The 18,340-nt window shown below is 65.9% G+C and carries 12 protein-coding genes; 7 read left to right on the top strand and 5 right to left on the bottom strand.

Translation table 11 applies throughout. The features are described 5' to 3' along the window. Window positions 1–66: 66 nt before the first annotated feature. Both U9J33_RS19320 and U9J33_RS19325 read right to left on the bottom strand, forming a co-directional pair. Window positions 67–1,128 (bottom strand): class I SAM-dependent methyltransferase, encoded by a 1,062-nt coding sequence (locus U9J33_RS19320; protein WP_324699728.1) that lies wholly within the window; start codon window positions 1,126–1,128, stop codon window positions 67–69. A gap of 132 nt (window positions 1,129–1,260) precedes the next feature. Continuing rightward, entirely contained in the window at window positions 1,261–1,860 is a 600-nt protein-coding gene (locus U9J33_RS19325) for a TetR/AcrR family transcriptional regulator (protein WP_054436345.1), read from the bottom strand. Window positions 1,861–1,985: 125 nt separating this feature from the next. Between U9J33_RS19325 and U9J33_RS19330 the strand changes: the two genes are divergently transcribed. Further along, a complete protein-coding gene (locus tag U9J33_RS19330; protein WP_324699729.1) occupies window positions 1,986–3,743 on the top strand; it encodes a DUF4153 domain-containing protein in 1,758 nt (585 codons plus the stop codon). A 31-nt stretch (window positions 3,744–3,774) separates the two neighbouring features. Here U9J33_RS19330 and U9J33_RS19335 read toward each other — a convergent pair whose 3' ends face one another. From U9J33_RS19335 to U9J33_RS19345, 3 genes are read right to left on the bottom strand one after another with little or no spacing between them, the layout of a single operon-like run. Next, window positions 3,775–5,100 (bottom strand): purine-cytosine permease family protein, encoded by a 1,326-nt coding sequence (locus U9J33_RS19335; RefSeq protein ID WP_324699730.1) that lies wholly within the window; start codon window positions 5,098–5,100, stop codon window positions 3,775–3,777. Beyond that, complete coding sequence (locus tag U9J33_RS19340) at window positions 5,085–6,188, bottom strand: DUF917 domain-containing protein (protein ID WP_185999852.1); 1,104 nt, start codon at window positions 6,186–6,188, stop codon at window positions 5,085–5,087. Before U9J33_RS19340 ends, U9J33_RS19335 begins: the two co-directional genes overlap by 16 nt. Further along, window positions 6,178–7,803, bottom strand: a complete 1,626-nt coding sequence (locus U9J33_RS19345; RefSeq protein ID WP_324699731.1) for a hydantoinase/oxoprolinase family protein — start codon at window positions 7,801–7,803, stop codon at window positions 6,178–6,180. Before U9J33_RS19345 ends, U9J33_RS19340 begins: the two co-directional genes overlap by 11 nt. A 244-nt stretch (window positions 7,804–8,047) precedes the next feature. On the opposite strand from U9J33_RS19345, the gene U9J33_RS19350 reads away from it, so the two are divergent. The 6 genes from U9J33_RS19350 (at window position 8,048) to U9J33_RS19375 (ending at window position 18,340) form a co-directional block, all read left to right on the top strand. Then, window positions 8,048–10,780 carry a helix-turn-helix transcriptional regulator gene (locus tag U9J33_RS19350; RefSeq protein WP_324699732.1) on the top strand — a complete coding sequence of 911 codons (2,733 nt, stop codon included), beginning with the start codon at window positions 8,048–8,050 and terminating at the stop codon, window positions 10,778–10,780. Between the two features lie 204 nt (window positions 10,781–10,984). Next, window positions 10,985–13,051 (top strand): TonB-dependent siderophore receptor, encoded by a 2,067-nt coding sequence (locus U9J33_RS19355; protein ID WP_165913248.1) that lies wholly within the window; start codon window positions 10,985–10,987, stop codon window positions 13,049–13,051. 85 nt (window positions 13,052–13,136) lie between these two features. Then, entirely contained in the window at window positions 13,137–14,921 is a 1,785-nt protein-coding gene (locus tag U9J33_RS19360; RefSeq protein WP_132469221.1) for an amidohydrolase, read from the top strand. A 1-nt stretch (window position 14,922) separates the two neighbouring features. Beyond that, window positions 14,923–15,519 carry an FMN-binding negative transcriptional regulator gene (locus U9J33_RS19365; RefSeq protein ID WP_054436353.1) on the top strand — a complete coding sequence of 199 codons (597 nt, stop codon included), beginning with the start codon at window positions 14,923–14,925 and terminating at the stop codon, window positions 15,517–15,519. 33 nt (window positions 15,520–15,552) lie between these two features. Continuing rightward, window positions 15,553–15,972, top strand: a complete 420-nt coding sequence (locus tag U9J33_RS19370; protein ID WP_324699733.1) for a (2Fe-2S) ferredoxin domain-containing protein — start codon at window positions 15,553–15,555, stop codon at window positions 15,970–15,972. Between the two features lie 229 nt (window positions 15,973–16,201). Then, the gene (locus U9J33_RS19375) at window positions 16,202–18,340 is read left to right on the top strand and encodes a TonB-dependent siderophore receptor (RefSeq protein WP_054436355.1); all 2,139 of its coding nucleotides are present in this window, start codon (window positions 16,202–16,204) and stop codon (window positions 18,338–18,340) included.

Below are 18,340 nucleotides of genomic sequence, written 5' to 3' on the forward strand. Positions count from 1 at the left end.
CTTCCAGTAAGGGGACGAAGCCTATAATTCATGCTAATGATTCGCAATAGTATTTAAAGAACTGGTCTATCGGGCTTCCAGAACCATGTTGAACGGACCCTCCGTGGCCCGCCTGACAGCGTGGAAACCGCCGTCGTGAAGGATTTGCGCCAGCCTCGCTTCCCCGGCCTGCGCCCCGAGCCCCTCACCCACCTCCTGATCGAGCGAAGTCGGAACGCAGATCATCGTGGAGGCATTGTAATAGAGCCGCCCGACGGGGTTGAGATTGTCTTCTGGCCGGTCTCCCGCGATTGGCTCGACGATCATCCAGGTGCCGCCCTGAACCAGAATCCGCCTCATGTGAGCAGCGCAGCCGCGCGGATCGCCCATGTCGTGCAGACAGTCGTACATGGTCACGAGGTCGAACCCGGTTTCCACAATGTCCTTCGCCTTGGCGACCCGGAAGTCGACCCGTTCGGCAAGGCCATGTTCGGCAGCATGGCGACGCGCTTCCTCGATCGACGGTTCGTGGAAATCGTATCCGGTGAAATGGCTCTCGGGATAAGCCTTTGCCATCAGCAGCGTGGAGAATCCCACGCCGCAGCCCACGTCCGCAACCGCGGCGCCGGCGCGCAGCCGCTGCTCCACACCGTGAAGTGCGGGTATCCAGTTCTGCACGATGTTGTTGACGTAACCGGGGCGGAAAAATGCCCCCGTGGCACAGAACAGGCATCCGGCATGGTCGCCCCAGCGCACCCCTTCCCCGGTTCGAAAACACGCCTCCACCTTCGGTTCGGCCTCGATCATCGCGGCGGCAAGTTCGAACGCTCCGGCAAGATAGACCGGACTGTCCCGGTGAACGAACACCATCGCCTGCTCGGGTGAAAGGCTGAACCTGCCGCTCGCCGGATCGTAGGCCAGATAGCCGTTCGCCGCCTGCGCCATCGCCCATTCGCGGACATAGCGTTCGTGAAGACCCCCGGCCCGGCCTGCCAGTTCCTCGGCCGAAGCCGGTGCCTGCGCCAGCGCATCGAACAGGCCAAGTCGTATTCCGATCCTGACGGTAGGCACGCTGAGCGCGCCGCCGAGATCTCCCAGCATCTTTCCGACAAAGGCATGAAGCCTCGCCTCGTCGAGCGGTTCCGTCATGGCACCCTCCAGCGACTCTTTCAGTTGCTGCTGGCGCCGGAGACTAGCACATCGGGCGCGTCACGCGGCGCGCCGGAGGTGTGACTATTATGGATGAACCCGATGCGAAGCGAAGGCGGGAAAGCGGCTGCTTCAATCCTCGGCCTGCACGGCGGCCAGGCTTTCCCGCACACGGGCTAGCGCCATTTCCACCGGCTCCCGTTCGCCCATCAGCGCGAAACTGCCGTTGATATCGAACACGCAGTGGCCATGGACCGTCGCCACCAGCGACCGCGCCAGCCGGGGCGCCTTTGCCCGCAGGTCCGCAGGGAGGACTTTCTCCACTTCCTCCACCACGAGATCGGTCAGCCTGCCCCGGATCAGGTCATGCTCTTCGGGAAGGCCCATGTCAGGCGGCAGGTGATGGTCGTAGATCGCCGTCCAGGCATTGCGATTGGCCCGCGCAAAACCGAAATAACCTTCCACCAGGCAGCGCACGCGATCCTCGCCCGAAGCGGCCAGCGCTTCGCGCATGTAGTCCGTCCACAATACGAAAGTGCGCGTATTGATGGCGATGATGAGCTGGTCGTAATTGCCCATCACGTTGTAGAGCGTGCCGATCGAGTAGCCGATCCGCTTCGCCACCTCGCGCGCGGAAAACCGCGAAAAACCGACGTCGGCCATGTGCTTGTGGCCTTCGACGATGAGCATCTGCTCCAGCTCCTGGCGGCTGTGGTCGGATCGTCTTCCCATGGCCGGCGATTCTAATCGCCTCTTAAAAAATGTACAGCGTACAATTTTATATTGAACATCGCTTAATTACACGATAGCGCTTGCCGAACCTAGAGCGCGACCTTCCAAGATCGAGAGGACCGGCGATGACCAGCCCCGAAAGTTCCGAAGCACTGCCGTCCGGCGAACCTGCCGCCGATTGGCCCTTGCGATCCTGGGGCCTGGCCCTGCTGGGAGGGCTGGCCGGTCTCGCGGTCCACTGGATCGTCCGGCCGGACCGTGCGTCCGGCAATCTTGACGCCATGCAGCTGCGCATGGCGATGGCCACCTTCATCGGCATCGGCACGCTGATCTTCGGGTTTCTGGTCGAACGCACGCGCATTCACTGGAGCGTAGCCAGCGCGGCGATCGGTGCGGCGGTAGTGGCGCTGACGATCTACTGGAACGGTCCTTTCGGTGCGGCCAGGGGCGAGGAGCCGTGGCGGATCGTCTGCGCGGTGCTGGCCGTCGTCATTGCCGCCCCGCTGTTCCAGGCCTGGCGGGATGCGCGGACCGCTGCGGAAAGCGCGGATGAAGGGCGGCGTTTCGCCATTCCCTATCCCGAGGCTCATGGCCATGCCTGGACCAATGTCGTCCTGTGGTGCGCGGCCTGGGTCTTCGTAGGGGTGAGCTGGGCCATGGTGCTGCTGCTCGGGCAGCTGTTCCGCCTCATCGGCATCAACCTCCTTAACGACCTGATCGAAAAGAACTGGGCGATCCTGCTGCTTACCGGCGCCGCACTGGGGGCCGGCATCGGGCTGCTGCGCGATCGCGACGGCATCCTGCGGCTGCTCCAGCGGGTGGTGACGACGATCCTCTCGGTCCTTGCCCCGGTGCTGGCGATCGGACTGCTGGTTTTCCTTGCGGCGATCCCGTTCACTGGCCTTGCGCCCTTGTGGGATGCAACCCGTTCGACCAGCCCGATCCTGCTCGGCTGCGTGATCGGCGCCCTCTCGCTTGCCAATGCCGTGATCGGCGACGAAACCGCGCATGAGCCGCGCAGCCCGGTCCTGCGCGGCAGCGTCGCGGCGCTGAGCGTCGCCATGCTGCCGCTGGGCGTGATCGCCGCGATTTCCACCGGCCTGCGCATCCAGCAATACGGCCTGACGCCGGACCGGCTCTGGGCCGTGGTCTTCACCGGCATCGCCTGCGCTTACGGACTGGCCTACCTCGTCGTGCTGCTGCGCTGGAGGGTGGCGGCCGCGCCGCACCTGCGCATGGCGAACCTGCGCCTCGCAGGGGGGCTGTGCCTTCTGGCGCTTGTCCTGTCGACACCGCTGATCAACTTCGGCGCCCTTTCCGCGCAGGATCAGGTCGCCCGCCTGAACAGCGGCCGGACTTCGCCGGACAAGTTCGACTGGCGGGCCCTGCGGTTCGACTTCGGCCGCGCGGGCGAAGCGGCCACACGGAAGCTTGCCGCTGGCGGCTCTACGCCGGACATCCGGGCGGCCGCGAAAAAGGCGCTCGATGCGCAAAGCCGCTGGGCCATCGATCCGGTCTCGATAGAACAGGACAATCCGGTGATAGACCCGAAGCGGCTGCTCGTCCTGCCGCGCGGCACGCAGCTCCCCAAAGCGCTGCAGGAGCATCTGCTGGAATACAACGCCTGCTCGCTCGGCGATGCTTGCACCGTCCTGTACCAGCCGGGGAGCAAGGAGGCCGTGATCGTCACCGGCACGCAAAGCAACCTGTGGAAGCAGGAGGGCGGCAGGTGGAGCACCAGTCCGGCCCGCCCGCTTATCACCGGCAAGGAAGCGCACGACCGCATCGAAGCCGCGCTGAAAGCCGGACGCGTGGAAGTCCGCGAGGTAACGCGCCGCCAGGTCTTCGTTGACGGCCAGCCGCTGGGAGACGCGCTCGATTAGGTTGCAAGCACCCGCCCTGCCTGAACCCCGTTCAGGCAGGGACAGCTGCGAAAGGGCGCCGCCCTGCCAGGTGAAGCAGGGCGAGGTAGAGCAGGCTCGCGAAGACCGTGGCGTCAAGCGCGGGCACCGTGCTGATCGAGAAGTCATGATGCAACGCGATCGCGGCCAGACCGCTGGTGATCGCCCACGTCGCCACCGCCGGCCAGTGTATGCCCTGGAGGTTCTCGATCGAACGCGCGGAATCGGCGCCCCTGAACCTCGTCAACCCGTCGATCACATAGATCGCCGCGAAAGGCGGGATCGTTACGCCGAGAACGACGAGGAAGGGAATGAACCCCTCGATGATCCCGGCGAGCGCGAGGCCGGTGCCGATCACCGTGCCCAGCAGGATGAAGGCCCAGCGCGGCACGCGCGGGAAGGTCGCGGAAAGCGAGAGACTGGCGGAATAGAGGTTGAGCGAATTCAGCGTCCATGTCGGCATGACGAGCAGCAGCAGCGCCCAGGCACCGAAGCCGAAGCCGGTTATCATGCGCATGATGTCGGTCTCGCCCGTCGCCAGGGCGGCGATGCCCGCGCCCGCCATCAGCAGCGGCGCGGTGATCGGGTAGGACAGCGCCATGCTCATCACCGCGCCGCGCGGGGTCCGGGTATAGCGCGAAAGGTCCGGCAGGGTAGTGATCGTCAGCATGTCAGCCCCGATCAGCGCCGAAAGCGCTATGCCGAAAGTCATGTGGAATTCGCTCTGCGCGGGCGCGGCGAGCACGATCCCGTGGCGGCGGGCAGCTGCCACGCAGACGGCGACGATCATCGCCGCCAGAAGCGGCACGCCGATCATCGCCAGCCGGTCCAGCGCCCGGAAACCGACCAGGGTGGTCAGCGCCATCAGCACCGCGCCGCAGATCACCACGACCGGGAAATCGGGCGCGAACCCGAAGCCCTCGCCCGCGGCCGCGATGGCGTCCCCCAGAAACGAGACGTTCACGCCGAACCAGCAGAAATGCACCGCCGCGATGATGACGTTCACCAGTCCTGCCCCGCCCCGTCCGAACGAACGGCGGATCAGCAGATACGTGTTGAGCCGCGAACGGACCGCCACCAGCGAGGTGAGACAGCCGCCGAGGCACAGGCAGGCGCCGGCAAGGAAAGCCGCCAGCACCGCAGGCCACAGGCCCAGCGCCAGCGAGGTCTGCGCGCCGTTCAGGAACGTCGGCAGCGAGATCGAGAAGCTGGCGATGATCAGCGCCACCCGCCAGCCGCCCACGGTCAGTCGCTCCGGCAGCGGGGCATTGGCGTACTGGTCGCCCGGTTCGTGATGGGCGTCCGGGCCGCCTGCAGGCCCGCTCACGGTTTCAGCCAAGCGTCGATCTCCTCGATGGGTACATAGTCTTCGGCAAAACCGAACGCGCGCGGACCGACGAAGTCCAGCGCCCGCTGTTCGCGCAGGGCGGCCGGCGCCGCCGCCCCCACCACCTTGACGCGCTGGCCGTACTTCAGCCGCTCGGTGGTGATGCTGTCGGCAGTTTCCCGGTCCATCACCGTCAGGATATCGGGCACCATCGCCACCACCCGCCCGTCGCGGCGGGCGATGAGGTTCTCGTTCTGGAAATCCAGTTCCATGCGGCTCGTGCCGTCGAAACTCTCGAACGAGACCTGGCCTACCGAGAAACCGCCTCGCGTCTCGCGCTCGATATCCACGATCTTGCCGTCGAACAGTACGCCCGCATGGGGATAGAGCCCGGTGGCAGCCAGTGCAGCGAACATCGCGGCGAAGGGATCCTGCCCGCTCTCGCGCGCCTCGCGGATCGCGGCGCCGGCGGCCCGTGCCGCGCTGATCGTGCCGTGGATGGCATGGTCCTTCGCCTGCCGCCCGGTCAGCGGATATTCGACGAGGTGCGCGATCCCCCCCACCGCCACCGAAAGCGCGCGGGCGAGCCGTTCGTGCATGAGATTGTCGTCCGTCTCGATCAGGCTGAGCGCGCCGCAGGCCGAAGTCAGGATAGAGGGGCAGGCGGACAGGCCGCGAATGTTGAAGATCGCCATCTGCGATTCCGGGAAAGCGCGGCCCATGCCGTCGCAGTCCAGAACTGGAACGCCGAACTGCGCGGCGGCGAACAGGGGTGCCAGGCCGTTGCTGCCGCCGATCTCGATGGGGATCACCGCGTCGATCCGGCGCCCGACGATCTGCTCCAGCCGCTTCAGCCCGTCCACCGCCTCACGGCCGTTGGGCAGTTTCTCGACCGAGACGGTCGGCGCGCCGATCCAGCCGCAGGGCACCACGAGGGCATCGTCGGCCAGCGCATCGAGGCCGATCACCTCGAAGGGGCCGCGCCGCTCGAATTCCGCTTCGGCAAGGAGCTGCGCGTAGTAGGGATCGCCGCCGCCGCCCGATCCGAGGAAGGCGGCGCCGCGTGCAAGGTCGCCGAGGGCTTGACGGTCAAGCTTCATGAGGAACTCCGATGGCTGCCGCTTCGCCGCCCGCAGGAGCCTCAAAGGCAAGGTCCGCAACTGCGCGAACCCTTATCTGCACGGCGCGGCCCGGCAAGTAGCTGAGATAGGTTTCCTCGACATCAGCAAGGGTCAGGCTCGCCGGATCGCCGCCCGCCGCCAGCACTTGCTCCCGTGCGAGCGCGGCAACCTGCTCGATCGCCTCCTCGCGGGCCAGGGCATCGTAACTGACGACCCGCTCGACCTGCGCGCCGACCTGCGCGATGGCCGCGCCCACTGCATTGGCCACCACGGCATGAGGCGGGCGGATCACTTGCGCGGCACCGCCGAGGCTGTCGGGAATGAGGAAATTTCCGCCGCCCACGGCAAGGATCGTCACCTTGTCACGGCCGGTCTTCATGCGGTCCAGCCCCTCCTCGAGGATGGCGCGGATGCGTCCGTCAACCGCCGCCACGACCGCGTCGGACATGGCCGGGAGCAGTGCGGGATCGCCGAAATCGGCCTGCCCGGTGCGCAGCGCGATGTCGCTGGCCGTCAGGGTCTGGCCGCCGAACAACATCCCCTCCTGCGCGAGCCGGTAGCCCACCGAATCCGGGCCGACACGCAGCGCCGCCCCGGCCGGTTCCCCGGCTTCGTAAAGCGCGGGATCGAGGTGAATGCGCGTGCCGCCGCCGAGACCGATGGCCAGAATGTCCGGCATGCGGAAATTGGTCCGCGCACCGCCGATATCCACCGAAATCGAGGATTCGCGCGGATAGCCGGAAGCCAGCACTCCGATGTCGGTCGTGGTGCCGCCCACGTCCATGACGATCGCATCGGCCACGCCGCTGAGGAACGCGGCGCCGCGCATCGAATTCGTCGGCCCGGAGCCCATCGTCATCACCGGATAGGCTTCCGCCTGCGCGGCGGAAACCAGCGTACCGTCGTTCTGCGAGATGAACAGCGGCGCCTCGATCCCGAGAGCCGCCACGGCGCGGCCGAACGAGCGGACAACCCGCGTGGCCAGACTGGTGAGCGCCGCATTGAGGATCGCGGAATTCTCGCGCTCGATGAAACCGATCCGGCCGATCTCGCTCGAAAGGGTGATGGCGGCCTCCGGCCAGACCTCGCTTAGAAGCGCAGCGGCGCGCTGTTCCATCGCCGCATTGATCGGCGAGAAGGCGCAGCTCACGGCGATCGCGGCGATGCCGCGCGCCTTCAGGTCCAGCGCGGCATCCCGCAGCCGCACTTCGTCAAGCGGCGCCATTTCCCGCCCGTCCACCTCGTAGCCGCCGGGAAGCAGGTGATAGTGACGGCCGATGCAGGCGGCGAGGTCTTCCGGCCAGCCGGTCAAGGGCGGCAGCGCCTCTCCCGACGGGCTCGCAAGCCGCAGCACGCCGACACGGTCCAGTTCGCGCCGCTCCACCAGGGCATTCACGAAATGCGTGGTGCCGATCATCACGGACGAGACATGGGCCGCGCTCGTGCCGAAATCCTCCAGCACCGCGCGGATCGCGGCGGTAACGCCGCCCTCCACATCGGCCGAGGTCGGCTGCTTGGTCCAGGCGAGCACGCGCCCGCCGTCCATCAGTACCGCGTCGGTGTTCGTACCCCCGACATCGACGCCAATCCGCACACGAACCTCCTTGCAGCACCACGGGAAAGCAATGCCAACGGGGTAGGAGGCTGGCCGGGTCGGCGGCAACGCGCAAGACGGGTGCGGTTCGTGACAAAACGGGTAATCGGGCACACCGGCGCGGGTAGCGACCGCAGGCGGCAAGCATCGCCCCTTGAGCATCCCCGCTGCGTGACATAGGCTCCGCGAAGGGAGAGCACGCCTGAAAACAGTATAATCGGGTTTCGCGACAGGACGATGACGCGTGCATGAGTTGATCCGCACAAAGGTAGCCCCTCCAATCTGGCTGGGGAGCCAGATCCGCAGGGACATCCTGCTCGAACGGCTGGACGGCGCCCTGTCCCGGCGGCTGACGGTGATCCATGCTCCGGCCGGATACGGCAAGACCAGCCTGCTTTCGCAGTGGCGCAGCCGCCATGAACATGGCGCCATCGTCACCGCATGGCTTACCCTGGAACGGGAGGATTCGGACCTCCAGCGCCTGCCGCGCTACATCCTGCTCGCGCTGGACGAAGCGGCGGGGCAATCCGCCGGGGAGGACGGCGAAAACACGGCGGCCGACCTGCCGCCCCGCTCCGCCCTTTCCGCGATCGTCAACCGTATCGCGCGCGAACCTCGCCCGGTCGTCCTCATCTTCGACGATTTCCATCGCGCGGAGGGCAGCGAGGTCAATGCCTTCCTCCAGTCCCTGATCCGGCTCGCGCCCGGCAACTGCCACTTCGTCATCGCCTCGCGCGATTATCCCTGGCTGGGCCAGTCGATGCTCGCCGCCGAGGAACAGCTGATCGAACTGACCAGCGACGATCTAAAGTTCAACCGGTCCGAAGCCGAAGCCCTGCTGGACCGCGCGGACGTGCCGCCACTGCCGGACGACGTGCTGCAACGCCTCGTGGAACGTTCCGAAGGCTGGCCGATCGCGCTGCAACTCACCTCCCTCTCGCTCAAGCGCGGGATCGATCACATCAAGTTGATGGAGCGCTTCAGCGGCTCCAGTTCCGATCTTGCCCGCTACCTGTCGGAGCAGGTGCTCACATCGCTGCCGCCGGAAACGCAGGATCTGGTGATCCGCACCGCCCTGCTCGACCGGCTGACGGGAGAGGCGGTGAATGCACTGTGCGACCGGACCGACGGCTGGCTCGTGCTCGAACGGCTGGAGCAACAGGGCGTCTTCCTTGCCCCCGCCAGCGAGGCTCGCGAATCCTATCGCTACCACCAGCTTTTCGCCGAATATCTGCGCGACCGGCTGGCGCGGCAGGATCTTGCCCGGTTTCGGCTGCTGCATGGGCGCGCCGCGCGCCATTTCGCCGATTCCGGCGCGATTTCCGCGGCGGTCGAGCATGCCCTGCTTGCCGAGGACCGCGAACTGGTCGGCACGATCCTGGAAGAGAGCGGCGGCTGGCGCCTGATCCCGCAGGGCCATCAGGCCATGATCGAAACGGCACTCGGGCGGATATCCCCTCACCAGATCTCGGCCAGCGCAAGGCTGGGGCTCGCGGCGATCTACCTCCAGATCAAGCACGGCGAACTGGCCGCCGCACGAGAAGCCTATGACAGGCTAGCCGCCGAGGCCATGGACGGCGAAGTGCCGGCGGACCTGCGCACCGAACTGCGCGTGGTGGGTGACACTCTGGCCGATTACGAAAACCTGCCGGTCACGCTGGATGACCTGCTGGCGCGCGAGGCCCTGCTGCGCACCCTCCCCGCCGACGATCATCTCGTGCTTGCCAACTTCACCGAGACCCTCGCCGCCAAGTACCTCGAAGGTGGCTGGCTGGAGCGTGCGCTGGAACCGGTGCTCAACGCGCGCGGGCATTATCAGGCGCTGGGATCGCCTTATAGCGAGGTCTTCACTCACTTCCTCGAAGCGCGTATCCGCCATGCCCAGGGGCGCATCAACGATGCCGCCGCAATCATCGCCTCGGCCCGCACGCTGATCGAGGCCCATTTCGGCCCCCGTTCCGACCTTGCCGCCAATTGCGCGGCCTTCGAGGCGGAGATCCTCTACGAGCAGAACCGGATCGAGGATGCGGGCGCGCTGCTGGCCTGGGCGCTGCCGCACATGGAGCAGTCCGACGGCTGGGTGGACGTCTATGCCGCCGCCTACCTCACCGCCGCGCGCTGCGCGGCCGCACGCCATGCGCCGGAGGAGGCCTTCGCGATCCTGGAACGCGCGCAGGCCGTCGCCGCGGCCCGCCGGTTCCGGCAGCTCGCCCTGCTTGCCGCCCTGTGCAGGCTCGAAATCACGATCGCGGCGCAGGGCCCGCTCGAAACGGCAATAGACGCCGCCGGCGCCATCGGGCTGGACGGACTGGCGGACCAGATGGCGCTGGAATCGCCGCATTACCGCCCGGTCGCCACCGCCGCCGCGAAGTGCCGCGCGGCACTCAGGCTGGCGGCGGGCGATCATGCAGGCGCGCTTGCGGATATCGCAGTGCTCCGGCGCTGGGCGGAACGACACGGCGCCGGCCGCGCCTTGGTCGATATCCTCATCCTTCAGTCCCACGCCTTGCGCGAAGCGGGAGAAGAAAGCGATTCCCGCGCCGCTTTCGACGAGGCCGTAGGCAATGCCATGTTCCAGTCGCTGGTGCGTCCGTTCGTGGACTGGCGCGGCTTCGTGCAGGGCGCGCTGGATCATGCGGGCGGCGGAGCAGGCGAAGGAAACCGCTATCGCGCGCAGTTCCTTGGCGGACTGGCGCGTGCCTTGTCATGTCAGGCGCAGCCCCCGGACGACGGCGTGCTCAACGAAGCCGAAGCGGAAATCCTCCTTCATCTCAGCCATGGCTACTCCAACAAGGAGATCGCCCGGCTGATCGGCATGTCGCCCGATACGGTGAAGTATCGATTGAAGTCGATCTTCCGCAAGATCGGCGTCGACAAGCGCCGCGACGCGGTGCGCGTCTCGCATGAGCGGGGCCTGCTTCCGGGCGGGAGCGCTCCCGCCGAAGAGGCGGATTTACTGCCTCCAACCGGTGCCTGACCCTCTCCAGGCCGCGACCTTACCCGTCGAAACACCCCGATTACCCTGATTATGACGTGGTTCCCGGGCCGCCCTGTTGTTGAATGCGGGCTCAGCAGGAGGATCCTCCCGGAGGCCAGAACAACAGCCACGGGATCTGGTTCCACGTCTTTGAACAAGGGGAATAACATGGGCATCCCGTACAGCTCGCGAGGTCGCGTCCGCATGGCGCGCCTTCGCCTCACCGTCATGTCCGCCTGCTGCGGCGTCGCGCTCCTGCCGTCCGCGGTACTGGCCCAGCAGGCCGAGGCCGATCCGAAGTCCGACATCATCGTCACCACCGGCCGCTCCAACACCGGCACCAAGACCGACACCGACATCATGCAGCTGCCGCAGTCGGTCAGCGTCATCACCACCGAGGAATTCACCGACCGCGCGTCCGTGAACTTCCAGGATGTGTTCCGCTACAGCGCCGGTGTCTCCACCGAGACGCAGGGCGTGGATACCCGCGGCGACTTCTTCGCGGCGCGCGGTTTCGCCACCGTCCAGTATCTCGACGGCGTGAACCGGATGCCCAGCTTCGTCTACGGCGGCCGCCTCGACATCTTCACGCTGGAACGCGCCGAGGTACTGCGCGGACCGTCCTCGGTGCTTTACGGCGCGGGCGGTGCCGGCGGCCTGTTCAACGGCGTTTCGAAGCGTCCGCAGGAGACCTTCGGCGGCGAGGCCGATGTGATCGTCGGCACCGATTCGATGAAGCAGTTCAATCTCGACGTCACCGGCCCGATCACCGATGGCATATCCGCCCGCTTCGTGGGCGTGGCGCGCGATGCGGAGCTTCAGCAGCCCGGCCAGCGCAACGACCGCCTGCTGGCGATGCCTGCCGTGACCTTCAAGCCGGGCCCGGATACCGAGATCACGCTGATCGGCCTCTACCAGAAGGACCGCCTCGGCAGCCAGACCTACCTGCCCATCAGCAAGACCATCGGCGCGGACAACGACAGCGAGAAGATCTCGTCCGACACGTTCCTAGGCGAACCGGGCTTCAACCACACCGATACCGACTACAAGGCCGGCACGGTGCTGCTCACCCAGCGCTTCGGCCCGAACGTGACCTTCAGCAGCAGCACCCGCTACTTCGACACCGATGTCGACTATGCGGAAGTCTATGGGCTCGCCAGCTACTACGACGCGGAACGCACCCAGGTCGCCCGCGCATGGTACAAGCGGCTTGAGCATGACAAGGGCATCGGCACCGACAACCGGCTGCTGGTGAAGGTCAACACCGGCCCGATCGAGCACCAGTTGCTGGTCGGCATCGACTATACCCGCTTCAAGCAGTCCAGCGACGAAGGCTGGGCGTATGACCTTCCGCCGTTCGACATCTACGACCCCGTCTACGGCCAGGAAATCGACGCCTCGCTGTTCTACTTCACGCGCACCACCAACACCCAGCTCGGCGTCTATTTCCAGGACCAGATGCGCGCCTGGGACCGCGTCTCGCTCGTGCTGGGCGGACGGCATGACCGGGCCACGTCGAAACTCAACGGCGAGAAGCTGCCGACCAACAGCGCCTGGACCTTCCGCGCGGGTCTCGTCGCGGACCTCACCGACACGATCTCGCCCTATGTCAGCTATTCGGAATCGTTCCTGCCGGTGTTCGGCCGCAACGTGGAAGGCGTGAACTTCGTTCCGCGCACCGGCCGCCAGTACGAGGCCGGCGTCAAGTGGCAGCCCTTCCGGGGCGCGCTGCTTACCGCTTCGGTGTTCGATATCACGGAGAAGAACGGCGTCACCAGCGACCCGGACAACATCCAGAACCAGATCCAGACGGGCAAGGTCGGTTCGAAGGGCATCGAACTGGAAGGCACGCTGCGCATGCCCGGCGACGTGCAGGTCTCGGCCGCCTACACCTATCTCGACGCCAAGGTGCTTGAAGACACCACCGGCCGGGAAGGTTTCCAGGTCGCCAACCTGCCGAAACATGCCGCCTCGATCTGGGCTTCGAAGAACTTCGCCCTCACGCAGGACATCGGCGCCCGCATCGGCGGCGGCGTGCGCTATACCGGCGAGAAAGTGGACAGCTTCGAGAACTTCACGACGCCGTCTTACACGCTGGTCGATGCCATGTTCGAGGTCACTTACGGCAAGTGGTCGCTCGGCCTGAACGCCAGCAACATCTTCGACGTTCAGACCTACACCTTGTGCAACTACGATCCCAGCGCGACCGAGGGCTACTGCTACCTCGGCAAGGACCGCACCGTAATGGCGACGCTGCGCCGCTCGTTCTGACAATCCACCCTGCCTGCGGGAGCCGGCCCTCACCGGCTCCCGCTTTTCCGCCTGACGGCGTACCGAATTCAAGGACTTCCCGCGCATGATCCGCTCCGAGCACGCCCCCTTCCGCATCGCCATGCGCCGCGCGATTGCAACGCTTTCGCTGGCGGCAGCCTCGACGACCGCGCTCACCGCGCTGGCGCCCGCGCCGGCCATGGCGATGGCCGAGGGCATGGCCGATCTCATCCTCACGAACGGACGCATCTACACGGTGGACGAAGCGCATCCCTGGGCCGAAGCCGTGGCCGTCCGGGACGGGCGGATCATCGCCGTGGGCACCGCGAAGGAAGTGGCGGCCCAGAAGAATGCGCAGACCCGCGTGGTGGACCTCAAGGGACGCCTGCTGCTGCCCTCCTTTGGCGATGCGCACAACCATCCCGTGTTCGGCGGCATGAGCCATGCCCGCTGTTCGCTTCACGCGGGCAAGTCGATCGACGACTATCGCCGCATCATCGCCCGGTGCATCGCCGAAAATCCCGAAACCGGCCCGAACGGTGGGGTCATCTTCGGGGTCGGCTGGGAAGACGGCCTGTTCCCGCCAAACGGCGTTCCCACCAAGGACATCCTCGATGCGCTGTCCACCACCCGCCCGCTGATCTTCCGCTCGGTCGGCGGGCACAGCCTCTGGGTGAATTCCAGAGCGCTCCAGCTTGCCGGTATCACCAAAGCCACGCCCGACCCGGTGAACGGCAAGATCGACCGCGACCCGAAGACCGGCGAACCGGTCGGCGGCCTCCAGGAAGCCGCGCAGGCGCTGGTCGACGGGATCATGCCGGAAACCACTGCACAGGATCTCCAGGATGCCATCGCCTACACCGTGCGCCACTTCAATTCGCTCGGGATCACGAGCTGGCACGATGCCGGGATCGAGTGGGAGGACGACGGCTCCAGCGCGGTGATCGACGCCTACAAGGCCGTTGCCGACAAGGGCGCACTGACCGTCGATGTCGCCATCGACCTCAAGTGGAAGAACGACAAGGGACTGGAACAGCTTCCCGGCCTGCTGCGCGCTTCCGAGCGCGCCCGCACGCTCGGCATCACCGCGCGCAGCGTGAAGTTCTACATCGACGGCGTGATCCCCCAGCAAACCGCCTACATGCTCAAGCCTTATGAAGGCACGCAGGAAGTGGGCAAGCCACAGATCCAGCCGTCCGTGCTGGCCGCCGCCACGACCGCGCTCGACGAAGCGGGCATCCAGTCGCACTACCACACCATCGGCGATGCCGCCGTGCGCGAGGCGCTCGACGCCGTTGCCACCGCCCGCAAGTTCGACGGCACCGCCGATACCCGGCCGATGATCTCGCACATGAACGTGATCGACCCGGCCGACCAGCCGCGCTTCGCACGCCTCGGCGTAACCGCGATCTTCCAGCCGCTCTGGACCTGCAACGAACCCTACATGGATCTTACCAAGGAGCGCATCGGCCCGGTCCGCTCGCAGTACATCTATCCGGTGGGCAGCATCGAGAAGTTCGGTGGCCGCGTGGCTTACGGCGCGGACTGGTCGGTTGCCTCAGCCGATCCGCTGCTGGGCATCGAAGTCGCCCTCACCCGCATCGCCCCCGGCGAGGATCGCGCGCCGCTGGGCGCCTCCGAAGCCGTGACCCTCGCGCAGGCAGTGCGATCCTATACGCTGGACGTTGCCTATGTGAACCACCTCGACCAGGAAACCGGCTCCATCGTGCCCGGCAAGAGCGCCGATTTCGTGGTCCTGGACAAGGATATCTTCCGCCTTCCGGCCCGCCAGATCGGCACGGCCAAAGTCATGGTCACGCTGTTCAAGGGCGCGCCGGTGCACGGCGATCTCGCGGCTCTGGCCAACTGACATGGGACTGTTCGACCCGCGCGGCCCTGAAGACGTGGCCCGGCTCGTGGCGGAGGAAGTGCTCGGCCTGGTGACGACGCACGACGACCTCGGCTATCTGGCGACGCCGCTGCCCCTGCTTGCGGAAATCGACGAAGACGGCGCGGTGACCGGCTTCGTCGGCCACTTCGCCCGCGCGAACCCGCATTGCGAGCGGGTTCGCCAGACACCGCGCGCACTCGTGACCTTCCTGGGGCCGCATGGCTACATCTCCCCCTCGATGGTTTCCGCGCCCGGTTGGGGGCCGACCTGGAACTACCGTTTCGCGCAGTTCGAAGTGGATATCCGGCTTGAGGAGGAACGCGCGCCGGAAGCGATCCGCGAACTGGTCTTCGCCATGGAAGGCACCGCCTGGGACGTGTCCCGCATGGGCAGCAGGTTCGGCGAACTCGCACGCCATGTCGTTGCGTTCCGGGCAAGCGTGGTATCCAGCCATGCGCGCTTCAAACTGGGGCAGGACGAAACCCCGCAGACATTCGGCGAAATCGTGGACGCGCTCGGCTCCTCCGCGCTCGCCCGTGCCATGCGCGATCAGGTTTCAACCGCCCAGAACGCCTGAAATCCGGACGGGCGGGCCTGCCTCCCGGCAGGCTTGATCGTCCCGCCCGTTTTCACAAAGCGAAAGTTCGCATTCGCCGGTTCCATGCCGAAGTGTCAGGGTGGCATTCTCGATCATGCAGGGAACCAGAAAATGGCCGCCAAGGGGAACAGCCACATTCGCGAGATTTCGGCGAAGTGGGACGAAGTGCTGCTGGTTTGCCGCAAGTGCAGCAGGAAATTCCCCGGCGGTTTCGGCAAGAAGGGCGAACAGCGGCTTGAAAAAGCGCTCAAGTCCGAACTGAAGACGAAGGGCCGCTACAAGGTGGTGCCGGTCTCCTGCCTGGATATCTGTCCGAAGCACGCAATCTGCCTGGTCAGGGCGAGCGAACCAGGAACCGTCCATCTGATCAAATCTGGCGCCACGATGGAGGACGTGATCGAGACGCTGCTTCCTGCGCCTGCGGAGCAATAGCGACTCGAAAAAAATCCGCGTTTCCAGCGATCTGACAACGCCCGGCGCCGCCGAAGGCACACTGCAAAGATAACGAAAAGGCACCGCCTCTCGCGCCCTGCGATACCAGAACCGCCCCTGAAACCAGGCGGTTTCCTGTAGCGAACGTGAAATGCAATCGTTGCTATTGCAAATGACTCGCAGTTTTAATAGTTGGCGGCCAACAAGGGTCGAACAGGGAAACCTTCGAATGTCAGATTTTGCCGTGGGCCGCCGTGCCTGCTCGCTCACGCTCGCCTGGACGCTCGCGCTTGCTGCCTCGCTGCCGCAAGCCGCCCATGCCGATGAAGCCGAGGCCGCGCCGGATCAGGTCAAGTCGTCCGAAATCACCGTGCTGGGACAGCGCAGCGAGGACTACAAGGTCGAGCAGCTCACCACCGCAACCCGCACCGGCACCGACATCATGGACGTGCCGCAATCGATCCAGTTCGTGCCGCGCGATGTGATAGACGACCAGCAGGTCCTCGATCTCACCAGCGCGCTGCGCAATGTCAGCGGCATCCAGGCCGGGACCAATGCCGGCAACCGTTCGGAAAGCTTCACGATCCGCGGGTTCCGTTCATCCTATTACGCCGTCGACTCGATCATGCTGAGCCCCGCGATCGAGACCAACGACAGCTACCGCGACATGGCCAACATCGAGCGCATCGAAGTGCTCAAGGGGCCCGCCTCCGTGCTTTACGGTCGCGGCGATCCGGGCGGCCTCATCAATATCGTGACCAAGCAGCCGCGCTTCGAGCGGGGCATGAACTTCTCGGTCCAGGCCGGCAGCAACGACTTCGCGCGCGGCCAGCTCGATGTGACCGGCCCGGTCGATGCCGCCAAGACGCTTGCCGTGCGCTTCATAGCCGCCGCCCAGACAGGCGACACCTTCCGTGACATCTTCCAGCCCTACCGCCGCCAGTTCCTGTCCGGATCGGTGCTGTGGGAGCCGGACGACAAGACCCGCGTGATCGCCAGCCTCACGTACGCGCACCAGCATAACCAGACGGACCGCGGCATCGTCGCCACCCCGGACGCCGACGGCGATCTGGTGGTCAATCTCCCGCGTACGCGGTTCCTCGGCGAACGCTGGGCGACCACGGAATCCGAACGCTACGAGTTCAACTACCGCATAGAGCGCGAACTGACCGACTGGCTGACGATCCGCCAGATCGGCCACTACGACGAAGGCAAGCTCGACCTGTTCGGCATCAACTACGGCAACAGCGTGGCCGTGAACGCCACCACCGGCGCCCGCACGATCACGCGCACCGCCGTCGAGCAGCACGAGAACAACCACAACTACGACGCGCAGGCCGACATGGTCGCGCGCTTCAGCACCGGCGGCATCGGCCACACTGTCGTCGTCGGCGGCGAATATGTGAAGTCCTACCGCTTCCGCACGTTCGCCCGCGCCACGCTGGCGGCCATCGACATCGACAACCCGGTCTACGGCGCCGAGCCCGGCACTTTCGTCCCCGCGGCCGACCGCAAGGTGCAGGCCAAGTCCTATTCGGCCTACTTCCAGGACCAGATCGACATCGGCGATCACTTCAACCTGCTGGCAGGCGTGCGCTACGACCATGCGAAGCAGTCCGACTTCGGCACCACGCAATATGCGTCGAACGACAAGGCCTGGTCGCCGCGCGTCGGCGTGGTCTACAAGCCGATCGAGAACGTATCGCTGTTCGCCGATTTCACCCGCTCGTTCCAGTCCAAGCCCGAACCGACGATCGACGGCAAGCCGATCGATCCCGAGAAGGGCAAGCAGTACGAAGCCGGGATCAAGGCCGAACTATTCGGCGGCAGGCTCGGCACCACCCTGGCGGTCTATGAACTCACCCGCGAGAACGTGACGCAGCAGGACCCCAACAACGTCGGCTACAACATCAACGCCGGCGTCCAGCGCTCTCGCGGTGTGGAACTGGACATGTCGGGATCGATCAGCCCCAGCGTGAAGGTGATCGCCAACGGCGCCTATACCGACGCGACGGTGCGGGAATCGACCGACTATGCCAAGGGCAACCAGCTGATCGGCGTGCCCAAGTGGAGCGGCAGCGTGTGGCTGACCTGGGAGCCGGTCGACGGCCCGCTGCGTGACTTCGGCGTGGGCGGCGGCGTGTTTGCGGCCAGCAACCGGCAGGGCAACCTCGAAAACACCTTCTCGATCGGCGGCTATACGCGGCTCGACAGCAGCCTGTGGTACAAGCTGGCCGACAAGGTGCGCCTGACGCTCAACGTCAAGAACATCACCAACGACTACTACATGGAATCTTCGGTTTCGCGCTCGCAGGTCGTGCCGGGTGAAGGCCGCAGCTTCCTCGTCGGACTGAGCGGGAGCTTCTGA

The organism is Novosphingobium sp. RL4, from assembly GCF_035658495.1.
Classification (GTDB): Bacteria; Pseudomonadota; Alphaproteobacteria; order Sphingomonadales; family Sphingomonadaceae; genus Novosphingobium.

What these genes read in the sequence shown, in the direction of transcription:
- U9J33_RS19320 (WP_324699728.1), bottom strand. Translation starts at nt 1,128, where the DNA reads ATGACGGAACCGCTCGACGAGGCGAGGCTTCATGCCTTTGTCGGAAAG.
- U9J33_RS19325 (WP_054436345.1), bottom strand. Translation starts at nt 1,860, where the DNA reads ATGGGAAGACGATCCGACCACAGCCGCCAGGAGCTGGAGCAGATGCTC.
- U9J33_RS19330 (WP_324699729.1), top strand. Translation starts at nt 1,986, where the DNA reads ATGACCAGCCCCGAAAGTTCCGAAGCACTGCCGTCCGGCGAACCTGCC.
- U9J33_RS19340 (WP_185999852.1), bottom strand. Translation starts at nt 6,188, where the DNA reads ATGAAGCTTGACCGTCAAGCCCTCGGCGACCTTGCACGCGGCGCCGCC.
- U9J33_RS19355 (WP_165913248.1), top strand. Translation starts at nt 10,985, where the DNA reads ATGGCGCGCCTTCGCCTCACCGTCATGTCCGCCTGCTGCGGCGTCGCG.
- U9J33_RS19360 (WP_132469221.1), top strand. Translation starts at nt 13,137, where the DNA reads ATGATCCGCTCCGAGCACGCCCCCTTCCGCATCGCCATGCGCCGCGCG.
- U9J33_RS19365 (WP_054436353.1), top strand. Translation starts at nt 14,923, where the DNA reads ATGGGACTGTTCGACCCGCGCGGCCCTGAAGACGTGGCCCGGCTCGTG.
- U9J33_RS19375 (WP_054436355.1), top strand. Translation starts at nt 16,202, where the DNA reads ATGTCAGATTTTGCCGTGGGCCGCCGTGCCTGCTCGCTCACGCTCGCC.